Annotated in this window: 3 protein-coding genes; all 3 read left to right on the top strand. The window is 58.3% G+C overall.

Annotated features, from left to right (window positions below):
* The first annotated feature begins 70 nt into the window (after positions 1-70).
* The 3 genes from BT119_RS00155 to BT119_RS00165 all read left to right on the top strand — a co-directional run bounded on the left by BT119_RS00155 (position 71) and on the right by BT119_RS00165 (position 17915).
* A complete protein-coding gene (locus BT119_RS00155) occupies positions 71-3931 on the top strand; it encodes a non-ribosomal peptide synthetase (RefSeq protein ID WP_054081174.1) in 3861 nt (1286 codons plus the stop codon).
* Positions 3932-4056: 125 nt separating this feature from the next.
* A complete protein-coding gene (locus tag BT119_RS00160; protein WP_072364405.1) occupies positions 4057-16617 on the top strand; it encodes a hybrid non-ribosomal peptide synthetase/type I polyketide synthase in 12561 nt (4186 codons plus the stop codon).
* Positions 16618-16727: 110 nt separating this feature from the next.
* Entirely contained in the window at positions 16728-17915 is a 1188-nt protein-coding gene (locus BT119_RS00165) for a tetracycline resistance MFS efflux pump (protein WP_003368498.1), read from the top strand.
* Positions 17916-17926 lie beyond the last annotated feature (11 nt).

Consider the following 17926-nt stretch of genomic DNA (forward strand, 5'->3'; position numbering starts at 1 on the left):
GTCACGCTCTCAAGATCTCGCTAAGCGGGCCGGCGTACAGCATATAACCGGTACGGAAGGGCCACTCTCCATGTCTCAGGAACAGGCCTGGTTTCTTGAGACGTTAGTACCAGAAAGTATCGCTTATAATTTTCAGGCCATGCTGAATATTCGCGGCGACCTTGATATCAACGCGCTTGAACTGGCGCTGAGTATGGTGGTTGAGCGTCATCAGTCACTCTCCACTGTTTTCGATGAGGTTGACGGGGAGCCACGGCAAACTATTCAGGACGCCTGGCCCGTGAACATCCCGATCGTTGACCTGTCTGCCAGCAGTGAAGCGGTACGGCAGACCTACATGAATTCTATTATAAAAGCTGAAATAGCCCAGAAAATCCAAGTGGCGAAACTTCCGCTGATTCGATGGGTGCTGTTCAAATTCAGTGACCAATTCCACTCATTGCTGCACATCGAACACCACCTCATTCATGACGGCTGGTCATTTCGGCTGTTTCTCAAAGAGCTCAATCATTTTTACAACGAACAAAAGGGCCGTGTTAATCAAGAGCCCCTTGAGCCGGTGATCCAGTTTATCGATTACTGCCAATGGGAGCGCGACTGGCTGGATTCGGCTCAAGGTCGTCAAGGCCGAGACTTCTGGTACGGTCGTCTTGAAACCTGGCCTGCCTACACGCATTCGCCGTTTCCTGCACCGAAGGGTGGGCAAGCGGCGTTGGATTTTGTCGGCAGTTCCGTGTCGGTACCGTTGCCCGGTGGGTTGATCAGCGCACTTCAGGCGTATGGCTCGAAGAATAAATCCACCCTGTTCGAGACTATGTTTTCACTGTTTGCCTGTGTAGTAGCGGCGCGTTCGGGTCAGACGCAACAACTGATCGGTACCGCCGTCGCCAACCGCGACCTGCCGGGTATCGAAAACACCATCGGTATGCTGGTCAACATGTTGCCGCTGCGCATCGACATTGACGCGAACACGCCCTGGGCACCTCTACTGGCAGCCGTGAAAGAAGAAATCCGCACGGCCTGTTTGCAGTCGCATGTGCCGTTTTCCACCATGGTTGCCGATCTGAGCCCGGAGCGTTTAACTCAGCAGTTACCTTACATTCAGGTTGCTTTCAGTTTTCATAACTCCATGTCCCGCACCCTGGACTTTGCGGACATTGATGTCGAGGTGGTGGAGGGCTTGGCAAACGGTTCTGCGAAATTCGACCTCAATGTCATTTGCGTTTTCGATGACGAGGTTAACCCGGCCGCTGGCGGTCGTTTCATGCTTGAGTACTCCACCGCTGTCGCCAAAGAGGCAGATGTCGTAGCGCTTATGGATGATTTCCTCCACCTGGCAAGCGCCTGGCTCGAGCAACCGGCAGAAAGCCTCGCCAATGTACGCAAGTCTGCTGTCCTTGCCGCAGGCGGTACTTCTGTCAGTCCTGGCGTAGAGTTCTGGAAACAATCTCTCGACCTCGAAGCCTCGGGTCTTCTGGCTGACCATGCGCTTAATCGCGTTGTCAGCGGGCCACTTGTGCGTCATGAAATCCCATTGTCGGATGAAAGCCTTGCACGCCTGTTTCAAGCGTGTGAACAGCGCCGCATTGAACCTGAAGTAGCGCTTTTTTCTATCTATGCCATTGTCATGGCACGTTATGGCGGGCATCAAACCGTCGTGGCTGGTCTGGGTACCGCTGCCGATGGACAGCGTCTTGCCACACCGTTGCCACTCAAGCTGACGCTCACTGCGCACGATACATTTGCCGATGTCTTCCTGCGCACACAACAGCACTGCGAGCAGGCTCGTCAGTGGCACGCATCTTCCGCACAGAGCCTGGAAAAAGCGCTCGATGACAGTGTTGCGGCATCGGGAAGAGCGCCACAGTCATTAATACAGTCGGTATTCTGCAACGGCCTGTCCGCGCGTGCAGAGCAGGGAAGTGCTTCGGGCAGTCTGCATCCGCCCATCGAATTCGTCCTGGACCGTTCCGGCACAAAGGCTTCGTTGTCACTCGGCTATGCCGCTGACCTGTTCACTCAGGAAACAGCGACATCAATGGCCGGGCATTATGTCCAGCTGCTGGAAAAGGCCGGTGAGTCACTTGACGAGACGTTGGCACAAAGCCTGTCGGCCCAGCACCAGGCTGCCATTCAGGCACAGTGTGAGGGGCTTGCTTCGACCTACCCTGAAACGTCCCTGCACGCCATCGTCGAGGCATTTGCGGCTACACAGCCCGAAGCCATCGCTGTGCGGTGCGGGGAGGCAGTGCTGACGTACGCTCAGCTCAATGAGTCCGCCGACAAAATTGCCGACATATTGCTTCGCAAGGATGTGCAGCCCGGTGATGTCGTCGGTATCTGCATGATGCGCTCCGAGTGGCAGGTTGCAGCGCTCTTGGGCGTACTCAAAGCCGGTGCGTGCTACCTCTCGATCGACTGTGCGTCGCCTGCCGAGCGTCGTGACTGGCTGCTGGAAGAGGCGGACGTCAAGTGGGCACTGATCGATGAGAGTGCTCCGCCTCTACGTGATGCAACCTCAACGCTGTTGATCGGGCAATTGTTGACTGAGCAGGATGACCTGCGCGTGTCGCCACTGGTCAAGCCTGTCGTCAGCGCCGATGCTCACTGCTATTACATGTTCACATCGGGTTCCACAGGCACTCCGAAAGCCACTGCCAGTACCCACCGCGCGGTCGTGAGTCTGGTCAAGGGGACGGACTATATCGATATCAATGGTGACGACCGCTTCCTGTTTTTCGCGCCCCTCGCCTTCGATGCATCGACCTTTGAAATTTGGGGTGCCTTGCTGAACGGCGCGCAGTTGGTGGTTCAGCCTGGAGAAGCCGGCGGGCTGGATGACCTGGCACACACACTGGAAAGCCAGCAGGTCAGCGTACTCTGGCTGACGTCCGCATTGTTCCAGGAAATGGTCGATCAGTATCCTCATGCGATGGCTGGCGTCAGACATGTAGTGACCGGCGGTGACGTTGTTTCACCGCAAAGCATGCGCAGTTTTCTGGCACAGTCCACCGGGACGCTCACCATCGGGTACGGCCCTACTGAAGGTACGGTGTTTACCACTGCCTACAGCATGGACAAAGTCGAACAAGTGACTGACAAGCCTCTGATCGGATGGCCAATTGCACAGGCCGATGCCTACATCGTGGATGTTTTCGGGCAGCTTGCCGAGCCAGGTGTTCCAGGAGAGTTATTTATCGGCGGCACAGGTATCACCGGCGCCTACCTCAAGCGTCCGGAACTGAGCCAGGAGCGTTTTGTGACACTGAAGAGGTTCCCCGGCAAAACTCTCTTCCGCACCGGTGACCTGGCGCGCTGGACCCAGAGCCGCGGTATCGAGTTTCTGGGGCGCAGTGACAGCCAGATCAAGATCCGTGGCTTGCGCATAGAGCCTGGTGAGGTTGAGCAGGCGATACGTCAATTGCCTGGTGTCACGGCGTGCTCGCTGATTCTGCGCACACTGAATCTTGATAAGCAACTCGTTGCCTTTGTCAGTCTGGACGGGACCATTGCACTGGATGAACAACAGATTCGTGTAGCGCTAAGGGATCGCCTCCCCGACTACATGGTGCCTTCCGAAGTGCATGTGATCGAGCAACTGCCGGTCAATGCGAGCGGCAAAGTCGACAAGCGTGCATTGCTTGAACTGGCGACTCAAAACGGCCGTGCAAGAGTCACCAGCGAGCGACCGTCGACGGCTCTGGAAAAATCCATTGCCGAGGTCTGGGCGCAAATCCTCAATGTGCCGGAAGTGGGTAGAAACGAAGACTTCTTCTCCATCGGCGGGCATTCGCTGGCCGGCATGCGGATCATGTCGCGGCTGAGCAAGCAATTCGGCAGTCGTCTGTCGCTGAATCTGCTCTTTGAGTATCCCAGCGTCGAGACGCTTGCAGGTGCTATCGAGCGCTCGACCGAGCCGTTGACCGCCTGACCGCCTGACCGCTTACCGGCGCGTGGTGGGTAGTAAAAATACCCCCGCGCGCTTTCTCGCCTCTCAGCCCCCCAATTTAACCCGTCCTCGCAGCGACATCGTTCGCTGTCGAGGTGGAGATGGTCATGTCCCAAAAAAAAACGGTCACTTCAACCACCGGATCCGCTGTCAGGAGTCCGACCCCGGCAGCCCGGGGGTTTCTGAATTTATCGCCTGCGCAAAAAAGCCTCTGGTTCATGCACCAGATGGAAGATGCGAGCGCCACATACAATGTGCCTTTCGCGCTGCGCATTGACGGGGCGCTGGATTGCGCAGCCCTTGAGCGGGCGGTGGACAGTGTCTATCAGCGCCAGACTGCACTGCGCTATCGTTTTCCCTGTATCGATGGGCAACCGGTCATTCGCCTTGTCAACGAGCAACTGTTGACTCGCAAAGTTGACCTGCGAGCCGAGCCGGACAGCGAAGCTGCGCTGAAAGCGTTCGAGCAAAGCGAAGCCCGTTATGTTTTCGATCTTGAGCATGAAGCGCTTCTGCGCGCGACGTTGCTGCACTGTGCGACCGACGAGCATGTTCTGTTGATCAATGTTCATCACATCATTTTCGACGGTTGGTCGATGCAGATCTTCCTCTCTGAAGTGGCCTCAGCCTATTCGGCGCTGGTGCAGGGCAGCGAGGTGAACGTCGAGCCGTTGAACTTCGACTTTGGCGACTATTTAAGTCTGAGCCCATCGAGCGCTGAGCGAGATCCCGATATTGCTCACTGGCAGCAGCGATTGGCCGGTGCGCCTCCGGTATTGCCACTACCGCTGGATGACAAGCGTCCTGCCGTTCAGCGTTACGCGGGGCAGCGTTGTCATTTTCAAGTGCCTGCAGCCGTCTCGGACGCGCTGAAAAAACTGGCCAAGGACTGTCGCGTCACGCCCTATATGGTAGGGCTTGCGGCTTTTTCCGTGCTGCTGTATCGCTATACGCAAGAGGCGGATCTGGTCATCGGATCGCCGATGTCGAATCGGCAATCCGCTGATCTGGAAGGCGTGATCGGTTTCTTCGTCAATACGCTGCCAAACCGGATCGATGCATCGGGTTCTCCTTCTTTCGTCGAGTTGCTCAAAAGAGTTCGCGCCTCGGTGCTCGATACATTCGAGCATGCCCATGTGCCTTTCGATCAGATTGTCGAGGCCATTCAGCCCCCGCGCTCTTTGAGCCATGCGCCGGTGTTTCAGGTGCTGTTCGATATGGCCAACGAGGATTTTTCGGTCGAGCTGGAAAACCTGCGCACTCGCGTTTATACGCTCGACTCCTGCACCGCCAAATATGACCTGAGTCTGACCCTGGCACTGACTGCGCGCGGCATGAGCGGCGCGGTCGAGTATGACACCGCATTGCTGGATGAGACCGCAGTGCAGGGGATGATCGATAGCCTGCTGATCATTATGGAGCAGGTGTCGCGCAACCCGGACGGGGCTATTGACGATTTTTCGCTGTTGTCTGACGAAGCCGTGGAGCAGGCGCTGCGCTTGGCTAATCATCAGCCGGCAGCGCCGCAAGCGCCTTTTGCACCTTTCCATCAGTGGTTCAAATGCAGTGCCGCGCAGTGGGGCGAGATGGATGCGCTGATTTATGCGGACCGTCGATACAGCTATGCGCAACTTGATGCAGAGGCCCGGGTACTGGCGGGTCATCTGCATGCTGCCGGTGTTCGTCATGGTGACCGGATCGCGGTAGTGCAACGCTATGGCCCAGAGGTCATCGTCGCGTTACTGGCGGTGCATCAGGTGGGCGGTATTTATGTGCCGCTCGCAATCGACGATGCGCGTCATGCGGATCTGCTCAAGGACATCGAGCCCAGACTGGTCCTGACGCTGCGCGCCTTTCAGAAGCAACTGCAGGACTATCCGTGCCTGCTGCAGGATGATTTGCCGCAGACCACCGGCACGCTGCTCGAGAGCGAATTCGAGGGGCGCAACACGCAACCGGAAGACATCGCCTACATCATTTTTACCTCCGGCTCTACCGGTCGTCCCAAGGGCGTCAGTGTCTCTCACGGCAGTTGGGTAAGCCTGCTGCAGGCCTTGGAGCAGACTTACGGTCAGACCGAGCCGGGTGTTACTGGCATTTTGCAAATGGCCAATTTCACGTTTGACGTATTCATGAGCGATGTCGTCCGCGCGCTGGCGGTTGGCGCGCGGTTAATCATGTGTCCTCGGCAGAGTCTGGCTGACCCTGAACGACTCTATGAGCTGATCAAAGCTGAACGGGTGACGTTGCTCGAGTTCGTGCCTGCGGTCCTGCGGCAGATGATTCGTTACCTGGAAGAGACCGCACGGCGTCTGGATACCCTGCATACACTCACCTGCGGTGCGGACGTGTGGTTTGTCCACGAGTATCGGAAAATGCAGACGCTGTGTGGACCGCATACCAGGGTTGTCAGTGTTTACGGAGTCACCGAGGCAACCTGCGAAAGCGCCACGTTCGAGCCCGATGCAGGGTGGTATGACTCTGAGCGCAGCTTGCCTATCGGCGGTCCCTTGCCTAACACCTCCCTGTACCTGGTCGACGCAACGCTGAATCTGGTACCGCGTACTGTCCCCGGCGAATTGTTGATTGGCGGCGGCGCGGTGGCGTCCGGTTACATGAATCGCCCTGAATTGAACGAGAAGAGCTTCCTGACAGGTTCGTTCTCGGCCAGCGGACGGTTTTTACCTGGCATCGGCAAACAGCGGTTCTATCGCACCGGTGATTTGTGTCGGCACATGCGCGACGGCACCATCGAGTTTTTGGGCCGCAGTGACAACCAGGTCAAAATTCGTGGCTTCCGCATCGAGCTGGGTGAAGTCGAGAGCGTACTCGCCGACCATCCTGATGTGAGTGAATGCGCGGTGGTCACCCGTCAGTCACCAGGTGCCGAGGCCGAACTGATCGGTTATGTGCAAACCCGCGCTACAGCGCAGCAACTCAATGCCTACCTTGGCGAGCGTCTGCCAGGCCATATGGTGCCGCGCCTGTTGGTAGTCTTGCCAGCACTGCCTTTGACCGCAAATGGCAAGATCGATCGCAAGAGCCTGCCTGAGCCCGATTGGGCGCAGGACTCACGCGCTTATGCCGCACCGCGCAACAGTCTGGAAGAACAGCTTGTCGAAGACTGGCAGCAACTGCTCAATGTGCCGCGTATCGGCATTGACGACAATTTTTTCGAGAGTGGCGGGCATTCTCTGCTGGTCACTCAAGTCATTGCGCACATCAAAAAGCGCTTTGGTGTGGCCCTAAGTATTGCAAACCTGTTCGAAGGGCCCACCGTCGCTCAGGTCGCCGAAAAGATCATGCTGAATATGATCCAGATCGCCCAAGGTGCCAGTGTCGCTTCCAGGCCTGCCGCGATCGGACGCAGTAGCGGTATCGAGCGCCAACGTCTCTCGTTTGCGCAACGCCGTCTGTGGTTGACCCAGCACAGTGAGCCGGGCACCGCTTACAACATGCCGGAAATATGCCGTCTGACCGGGCAACTGGATATTCCTGCGCTGGAAGGTGCATTGAATCTGCTACTTGAGCGTCATGAAGTCTTGCGCACGCATTTCACCTGCGAGCTTGAAACGTTTGTGGACGCTCAGGGCCTTACGCAGAAAGAGCCGCTGGTTGTGACAAGTCACGCTGACAGCGCGCGCGTACCGTTCAGGCAGCAAAAAATCGCTCGCGAAGCGCTCTCGGTCATACTGGAGCGGGAGGTGCACACGCCGTTCTTGCTGGACAAGGAACTGCCGATACGCGCGGTGCTTCTGCAGACCGCTTCGGATGAATATGTGCTGTGCCTGACCTTGCATCACATTGCCTACGATGGTTGGTCGAGTGCCTTGCTGCGTCAGGAACTGGCAGCATTTTATCGGCATTTGACGCAAGGTGAGTGCCTCAGGCTTAGCGCACTGGAGGCTCAGTATCAGGACTATGCTGCCTGGCAACGAAATCAACTCGAAAGCGGGGCGTTCGAGGCTCAGCTAGACGCCTGGAAGGCTTCGCTTAAGGACTTGCCGCCGCCTCTGGTACTGCCTGTGCGTTCCAGCCCGCGAGCAGGAAATCCGCTGGCCGGCGACTACGTTGCGCTGACTCTTCCTGGCGATTGCTCGGCAAGGCTCGATCAGCTTTGCCTGCGTCTTCAATGCACGCCGGCCATGGTCATGCACGCCGCGTTCGCGCTGCTATTGCATCGCTACACCGGGCAGGACGACATTTTGATCGGCATGCCATTCTCGGGAAGGGACCATGATGAAAGTGCGAACCTGATCGGGTTCTTCGTTAACCTGCTTCCGTTACGGCTGCGTTTGCGAGGCCCTCTGCGTGTGGCGCAGGTTATCGAGCAGAGTCGCCAGGCCCTGCTTGCCGCCGAGGCAAATCATTCGGTGCCGATCGATTACCTGGCGCAAGTGCTCAACCCGCAGCGGCTGCCCGGCAAGCATCCTTTTTTCCAAGTGGGTCTTGTGGTGCAGAGCACGACGGCCGTACCGCTTACCTTGCCGTATGTGCAATCGGAAGAAATTTCTCTTGCCTCCACTGAGGTGAAGCTGGACCTGATGCTGGAGTTGCGTGCTGTTAAAGGCGAAGGGGTGAGTGGGGTATTCAAATATCGGACGTCACTGTTCGAGCGCTCCGTCATTTCGGGCATGGCAGAGCACTTCCAGTGCCTGCTGGAAAATATGCTGGCCAATGCCGAGCAGACCGTTGCTCAGGTGAAGATGCTTCCTGCAACCGAACATCAGAGGCTGATCAGCCAGTTCAACGACACGTCACGCGACTTCGGCGACGGCGATATCGTCAGCCGTTTTGAACAGCGTGTACGTCAGACTCCGCAGGCTATGGCCCTTCAGTTGCAACAACGCTGCTGGACATACGCGGAACTGGACCGGTTAGCCAACGGCATCGCGCACGCGCTGATAAAGAAGGGTGTGCAAGCGGGTGAGCACATCGGCCTGTTCACTGGACGGCATCCCTATCTGGTGGCAGGCATGCTTGGCATCCTGAAGGCGCGCTGTGCCTTTGTCCCCTTGAATCCGCAGGATTCGATGGAAGGTGCGCTGGGCTACATGATCAAAGACGCAGCATTGCGCCGCGTGGTGGGTCATCAAGGCTTGGCACACGAGCTTGCGGCTTTGGGGCTGGAGACGTTGCTGGTCGACGACTTCGAAGGTGCCGAGGGCGAATGGTCTGCTCCGGCCTGCCAGCGTGAGCCTCAGGATCTGGCCTATATTCTTTACACCTCTGGCTCGACCGGGCAGCCCAAGGGGGTGATGGTTTCGCAGCGCAATATCGATAACACCGCGAATGCATTTGCGCGAGCGCTGGAACTGAATGCTCAGTCGCGACAACTGCAGTATTTTTCGCCTGTCTTCGACGGGGTCTGTGGCGAGGTGTTTCCGGTACTGATCAGCGGCGCTACGCTGGTATTTGCCGCCTCTGAACAGCTGCTTCCGGGGCCGGATCTGGTGACGCTTCTGCGCGAGCAACGTATTACTCATCTGCAGATCACGCCGACGGCCCTGCGCTTGCTCCCCCATGCCGAGCTTGCCGAGCTGAAAGTCATTATCAGCGCCGGTGAGGCCTGTCCGGCGAACGTCGCCCAGACCTGGGCAACCGGCAGACGTTTCCTCAATGGTTACGGTCCGACCGAAACGACGGTGTATGCATCTGCCCAGGATTACTGGGATGAACGAGGCGCCTTGGTATTGCGGCCTCTGGACAACGTCAGAATGTATGTTCTGGACCCGTACCTGAACCCTCTGCCCTGCGGTGTACCCGGCGAGCTTTACATTGGCGGGAACGGGGTGGCACAGGGTTATCTGAATCTGGATGAGCGCACTGCGCAAGCGTTTCTTCCAGACCCATATGGTGTTTCACCCGAGGCGCGGCTGTACCGCACTGGCGACTTTGTGGTTCGTCAATTCGATGGAAGCCTGAGCTATGTCGGGCGTATCGATAATCAGGTGAAGGTTCGCGGTTTCCGCATTGAACTGGGCGACGTCGAAGCGCGCTTGAACGCGATAGTCGGGCTTGAGCAGGCGGTCGTGGTCGTTAAACAGGATGACCACGAGCACAAGATCCTGGTGGGGTATTACGTCGGCAAGCCGAGCATTGCACAGGTGCGTGCAGAGCTGGCGAAAGTGCTGCCGACACATATGGTGCCGGAGCGTCTGATCTGCTTGCCCGAACTACCGCTTAGCCGTACTGGCAAGGTCGATCGCAAGGCACTCGAAAACCTCGTTGATCAGCGCGCGCAGGAAGGCACTGCGGTCGGTAAGATGCCGACCTCTCCTGCGGTCGTCAGGCCCGCTGGAAAACGCCTGCACAACAAGGTCAGAAAGATCTGGCAGGAAGTACTCGATTGTCAGGAAATCGATTCGGACGACAATTTTTTCGATCTCGGTGGCCACTCGTTACGCATTGTCGAGACGCAAAAACGTTTGAGCGAGCTTTTGCAGGCGCCCGTGGCCATGACAGACCTTTTCGAATACCCGACGCTGCGTGGTCTGGTCGCTCACCTGGAACGCTTGCATGGGCCGCTGCCGGAGGTTCGCCAAGCCAGCGAGGCATCACCTGCCATTGATCCCGGAAATCGTACGCTGGCGGTCGTCGGCATGGCCGGGCGCTTTCCGGGCGCCGCTGACCTGAGCGAGTTCTGGCAGAACCTCACCGAGGGGGTGGAGTCGACCCTTTATTTCAGTGACGAGGTCATGCTCGCGCATGGCGTAAGCCCTGATCTGCTGGAGCGTGCCGATTTCGTCAAGTGTGGCAATCGTCTCGAGGATGTCGACAAGTTCGATGCCGAGTTCTTCGGCTTCTCACCTCGTGAAGCCCAGTTGATGGATCCTCAGCAGCGCATCTTTCTTCAATGCGCATGGACCGCTATGGAAGCCGCCGGTTATGGCGGTTCTCTGAACGATTTGCGCGTAGGCGTATTTGCAAGCGCGAGCACCAGCCATTACTTGCTTGATCACGTTTACCCGAGGCGCCAGGAGCTGCAACTGGAGAACATCCAGTGGCTATTGGGTAACGGCCGCGATTTCATGGCGTCGCGTGTGGCTTACAAACTCAATCTCGCCGGACCTGCGATTACCGTCGAGACGGCTTGCTCCTCCTCACTGGTAGCGGTCCAGATGGCTTGCGAAAGCTTGCTGCGGGGCGAGTCGGATATGGTGATCGTCGGCGGTGCTTCCGTCGAAGCTCAATACTACGGTTACCAGGCGGCACCGGGCAGCATCATTTCCGCCGATGGCCATTGCAGGCCTTTCGATGCGCAGGCCAGCGGCACCACAGGTGGCAGTGGTTGTGCAGTGCTGGTCCTCAAACTGGCTGACAGGGCAATCGAAGATCGCGACCATATTCATGCCTTGATCAAGGGCGGGGCGGTCAATAACGATGGCTCCAGCAAAGTCAGTTATACCGCGCCCAGTGTTCACGGGCAGGCCCAGGTGGTGAGCGCCGCGCTCGATGCAGCGAATATCAGTGCAGACTCCATTGGTTATATCGAGGCGCATGGCACCGGCACTCGCCTGGGTGACCCGGTAGAAGTCCGTGCGTTGACGCAGGCCTATACCAGCGCTTTGCCAAATTTCACGCCGGGCTTTTGTGCCCTCGGTTCGTTGAAGAGCAACATCGGTCATCTTGACGCGGCTTCAGGTGTCGCCGGGCTGGTCAAGGCCATACTTGCCGTGCAGCACGACGTCCTGCCTGCAAGCCTTAACTTCACGCGAGCCAATCCCGAAATTGATTTCAACGACAGCCCTTTTTATGTCAACACGACGTCCCGACCCTGGCCGGCTACGGCCTCGCCACGTCGGGCAGGCGTCAGCTCCTTCGGCATCGGCGGGACCAATGCTCATGTCATTGTCGAGGAGCCTCCGCAGCCGTCAGTGCGCCCGCATGACGATAGCGATTGCTGGTACATACTGCCGTTCTCCGCACGTACCGCTACAGCGCTGGACCATCAGCGTCGGCAACTGATCACCTGTCTGCAGAACCCGGTGGCCGATATACGCGATATCGCCTTCACGCTGGGAGAGGGCCGCACACGATTTGCCTTCAGGGACAGCGTTGTCAGCCAGAGCATTGCCGGAGCCTTGCACGCGCTGCAGACACCTTCGTCCACAGCGCTCATGGAGCGCAGACAGGACCGTCCGATCGTGTTCATGTTCTCCGGGCAGGGTAGCCAGTATGAGGGAATGTTCAAGGGCCTCTACGGCAGTGAGGCGGTATTTCGACAGACAGTTGACCGCTGCACGGTCATATTGAAGCGTTATGGCGTCGACATTCTGGCCAGTCTATACCCGCCAGCGGGTGGCGATACAGCCAACAGTCTGAGCCGTACGGAAATCGCGCAACCGGCACTTTTTGTGGTCGAGTACGCGTGCGCCCTGTTGTTGCAAAGCCGCGGTATCCACCCGCAGGCGCTGATAGGCCATAGCCTTGGTGAACTGGTGGCAGCCTGTTTTGCGGGTGTCTACAGTCTGGAAGACAGCTTGAAGCTGGTTGTCGAGCGGGGCCGCCTGATGCAACGTCAAGCTCCGGGTGCGATGCTTGCCGTTGGCCTCTCTGAAGCAGATTGCGCGCGCTTTCTGGGGCACGGCGTGGAGCTGGCGGCCGTCAATGGGCCGCTGCAATGTGTTCTTGCCGGTGATTTTGAGGCCATTGCGCGGGTCGAGCGACAACTGGCCGAGGAAGGGCTCGTGGGGCGTGTACTGGATACCTCGCACGCTTTTCATTCCCGCATGATGGCTCCTGCTGCGCACGCGTTGAAGGCAGTTGTCAGCGGGTTCTCTGTTCAGTCTCCGACTATCGCGCTCGTGTCCAACCACAACGGTGGCTGGTTCTCGATCGATTCGAGCAGCCAAAGTGATTATTGGGCGTCTCATCTGCTCGATACCGTGCGCTTTTCTGACGGTATCGCGCTGCTTGCCGACGAACTGGAAGACCCGATTTTTCTCGAAGTCGGCCCGGGCCGTGCTCTTCAGAGTGCACTGAAATCCTATGCTCAGCCCTTGTGCGTGCTTGGTTGCACTCGGCATGCACGGGACAGCCGGTCGGACGAGGCGGCGTTGGCGGAAGGCATCGCGTCATTGTGGAGGCAGGGAGCAAGTTTCGGTTGGGCGCAGGCCGCAGGGTGTACAGACGGCGCACGCGTGCCGCTGCCGACTTATCCGTTTGCGCGGGACAGCCACTGGATCGAGGCTGCCGGGACGGTTTCTTCCGCGCAGCACAAGCAACCGTTGTTCCTGCATTGGCAGCGCGTGCAGGGTAACCGTCGGCAGTTCCGATTGAGCCTGTCGCCACAACTCTGGCTGGTGGACGAACATCGCGTTTTCGAAGGAAAGCCAGTGCTTTCAGGCACCGGATGTGTCGAGCTGGTACGCAATGCCTACGCGCGCATTGAAGGCATCGAGTTGATCGAACTGAGTGACGTTTACTTCCCGACCCCTCTGGTTCTGGAAGATGAGCAGGCCTCGCAAAGCGTGCTGATTACATTCAAGGATCACACCGAGAGCACTGAGTTTTTCCTCGAGTCGGTATCGGACGATGGTAACGCTCCGCAGCAGCACAGAATGCTGCACGCGCTAGGTTTCATAAAACGCCACAACCGGGAGCGCCTCGTACTAAAAGGGCTGATGCAGCTTCAGTCCGACCATACTGACTGTCTTGCCGATGAAGTCGAACATGCGGCATTGAACACGCGTCTCGGCTTGTTCGGGCCTCGCTGGAAGTGCTTTCGTTCGATCTGGCTCGGCCAGGATGAGGGGCTGGCGCTTCTGGAACTGGATCAGGTGTTTGCCGCTGACCTTGAGCGCTTTGCGCTGCATCCGGCGTTGCTCGACATGGCGACTGGTTTTCTCTCGATCATGGAAAACAGCACCCGCAGATTACCGTTCCATTACCAGCGCCTGACTATTCATGCACCACTGCGCTCCCGGCTTTACAGCTATGCACGGCGAGTTCGCAGCAATGTCTATGATGTGCAACTGTTCGAAGTCGATAACGACGGCGGAATCGGTGCTCTGCTGGCCGAGGTGATCGGCTTTACTTTGCGCGATGAGCGAGTGGCACCGGACGCGCAGCGCACCGAGCCCTTGGACTGGTGTCAGGTACCAGCATGGCGGCCGGCATTGCCTCCCAGGGGCGACTCGCCGTTACAAGGGCCCTGGCTGGTTGTCACGCGTGGCGTTGCAGCCGATAACAGCATTCTCGCTGCGCTACCGCCGGACAGTGTCTGCATAGGCGATGCAGGTGATTCTGGCGCTACGATCGCGACAATTGCTCGCGGCGACGCACAAGCATATGGACAGCTGTTTAATACACTGGCGACGCAAGATGCCTTGCCGAGCCAGATCATTTACATGGCCGGTAAGACGCAGCTTGCGGAAGGCGAGCACGCCGCCATTACGCTGTTTTCCGATCTTATGGTGTTGGTACAGGCATACATTCCTCATGCGATAAACACCACTGTTCTGTCAGTGGTGACCGAAGGTGCCTGCCAGGTGGATGACGATGAGCCGGTCAACAGCTGTGTAGCAACCTTGTCTGGTGTGGTTCGTACACTTACCTGGGAGCTGCCGCAGATACGCTGCCGTCATTTTGATCTGCCGCTGGCCAACGCGGCCGAGAATGAGATGCTACTGCTTCAGGTACTCCAGCACATCGATCCCGATCAGGCTTCTCCGCTTGCGCCGACTCTGGCCTTGCGCAAACAGACGTTGCATGAACCTTGCCTGCGAGCGCTGCAAGTCTCGCAACCTTCACTGCACTTCAAGGAGGGCGGGACCTACGTGGTTACCGGTGGTCTGGGCGGCATGGGGCTGGCGCTGGCCAGTCATCTGGCTGCGAAGGTAAAAGCTGTCACCTTAGTCCTGATGTCCCGTTCGGCGACGGTCAAGGATGAGGTCGGGCAAGCGCTGCAGGCGATGGAACAGCAAGGCGCGCGGATTCAACACGTGGCGGTCGATTGTGCTGATCGTGAGGCTTTCACTGCTGCGCTTCAGCAGGTCAGGCTTCAGCATGGGTGTATCAGTGGGGCGATACATGCCGCAGGTGTGCAAGCCAGCGGTCTCATCCAACTGAGCCAGGCAAATGCATGGGCACAGGTGATGGGCAGCAAGGTGGTTGGCACCGATGTGCTGATAGAGGCTTTGCGCCAGGAGCCTGTCGATTTCATATTTCTGTGTTCGTCGCTGGCGTCGGTGCTCGGGGGGCTTGGTCAGGCGGATTACGCCGCTGCCAACGCCTATCTGGACGCTAGGGCGCAGGCCTGTCGTCAGGAGGGCATGCCTGTGGTTTCGCTCAACTGGGATGCATGGGCGCAGGCAGGTATGCGTGTTGCCTATGACAATGCGCATCCCGAGCAGGCGCCGATTGACGATGTGCGGGGGCTGACCAACGCAGAAGGTTGCCAGTTATTCGAGCTGGCTCTGGCGCAAAACACTGCTCAGATCATCGTGCACAAGGCGCAGGATCTGCAGCAACTGATCGATCAACTGCAGCGCGGCGGTGCGACGTCGGCGGGCCGGGCAACACCGCTGTTCGACTCCGGTGCCGAGCGTGTTGCGCCACGCAATGCTGTGGAGCAGGAAGTCGCGCAGTTGTGGCAAGAGCTGCTGGGCGGTGATATGCCGGGTGTGCTGGATAACTTCTTCGATCTGGGCGGGCACTCACTGTTGGGGTCCCAGCTGATTTCGCGGATTCGTTCGCGCTTTCAGCAGTGCCTGACGTTGGCCGAGTTCCTTGATGAACCGACCATCGAGCGAATCGCCCGTTCATTGGACAGTGTCGCCGAAGATACGCCAATCGACGCCGATGAAGCCGCCGTACGTTACTGTCTGGTGCCGGTGCAGCGAAACGGCGAGGGGAGACCATTCTTTTGTCTGCCGGGCATGGGCGGCAACGTCAATCAGGTGCTTGGGTTGGCCAAGGCCATGGGCGCGCAACGGCCTTTCTACGGTCTGCAATGCCTGGGGCTCGATGGCAAGGCTGAGCCTCACCTCAGCGTCGAGGAGATGGCCGAACACTATATTCGCTGCATGAAGTCGGTTCAGGCGCATGGGCCTTATCTGCTGGGCGGCCATTCACTTGGCGGAAAAGTGGCGTACGAAATCGCCAGACTGCTTGAAGCACGTGGCGACCAGGTGGGTTTGCTGGCGCTGTTCGACTCGGCAGCCCCTCCGTATACGCAAATGCAGGTGCCTACCGATGCTCAGGTGTTGGGTTCGCTGCTGAGTATCTTCGGGCATTACTTCGACAAGCCAATCAAGCTCAGCCGCGAGGAGTTGCAGGCGCTCGAGCACCTGGGTGACGAGGAAAAGATCCGCTATCTGAAGGACACGCTGGAAAGTCACGGGTTGCTGGATGCGCGTGGCGATGAGGGAAGCATTCGGGGGCTGTTCAACGTGTACAAGGCTGCTGCCGCCTTCGGCATGCGCTATGACCCGCCCAAGGTTGCGCTTGATGCCTCACTGGTACTGTTCAGGGCGGTCGACTCGATGCCCTCCGGTATCAACCTGCCCGAGATCCGTGACACGGATGCCTGGGGCTGGGAGTTGTTCAGTGCGGCAAAGGTAAGAACGGTCGATGTCTCTGGGGATCACTTTACTTGCCTGTCCGTCCACGCCCAGCAAATTGCCGATGTGTTGATCGGGCAACTTGCCGAGTGTGATCGATAACCCGTCGTTGCGGAACATGGCGAGCAGGCTCAACGCCTGCTCGCCTGCATTAATCAGTCTGAGGTCTACATATGTCTGGAGGTTACTCAAAAGGTGAAACTCGCCCACCCATGCGCTTCATTCTTCTGATATTGGGGCTCGATGTGCTTGGTATCGGTCTGGCGATTCCTGTCATGCCGACGCTGATCGCGACTATCTGGCCATCGTCTACCGAGCATGTCTCGTTGGCGCTGGGCGTGGCGCTGACACTTTATTCGGCGATGCAGTTTCTGTGCGCGCCGCTGCTGGGGGCGCTGAGCGACTGTCATGGGCGCCGGCCGGTATTGCTTCTGGCGCTGGCCGGCATGTGCCTGGGCAATCTGATGGCTGGCTTCGCCGGCAGCCTGACGGTCTTGCTGATAGGCCGTGCCATCGCAGGAATCACTGCCGCCAATATCGCCACTGCGATGGCCTATATTGCGGACATCAGTGAGGGTGAGCAGCGCACGCATTTCTACGGTGCAGCGGGCAGTGTCATCGCCATAGCGCTTGTTTTCGGCCCGGTCATAGGCGGGGGGCTTGCGTCTTACGGGCCGCACTTGCCCTTTCTGGTCGCTGGCGGCCTGGCGGCAATCAACCTGCTGTATGGCTACATGAGGTTGCCGGAAAGCCTTGCGGCCGAGCATCGGCGCGCCTTCGAATGGCGGCGAACCAACCCGTTTGGCAGCCTGCGAGGACTATGGAGTACGCAAGGCCTGCGCCCGTATCTGCTGGCTGCGACGTGCTCCTGGTTCGCCTACGGGATATTTCAAAGCTGCTTTGTGCTGGCCAATCAGATGCGTTATGGCTGGAGCATGCTTGAAGTGTCGTACGCATTGGCGGCGCTCGCCCTGGGCATGGCGTTCGCGCAGCGCGTACTGGTACGCAAGCTGACGCCAATCATGTCCAACCAGCGGATAATCGTTACCGGTTATGCCTGTTGCTTACTGGGTTATGCTTTCTATACGGCCGCTGCAAGCGTTTGGCTGACGTTGGTGGGAATGTGTTTCCATGCTGTCGGGCTGATTGCCGAGCCAGCGTTGCGTGGTGAGCTGTCGCGTCATGCCAAGGCAGGGCATCAGGGCGAGCTGCAGGGGGGGCTGACATCCCTGCTGAGTCTGGTGGGCGGTGTAGCGCCAGTGATTGGCGCTCTGATATTTTCGGGTAACGTCGGCTCGGGCGAGCATTTTCTGTGGCTGGGCGCCCCGTTTTTGGTCAGCCTGTTGATGTACGTGCTGGCGATAGGATGCATCCAGAGGGGGAGAACATCAGCCGCCTGAAACGGTTGACC

The organism is Pseudomonas sp. NFACC10-1, assembly GCF_900119195.1.
GTDB lineage: Bacteria > Pseudomonadota > Gammaproteobacteria > Pseudomonadales > Pseudomonadaceae > Aquipseudomonas > Aquipseudomonas cerasi.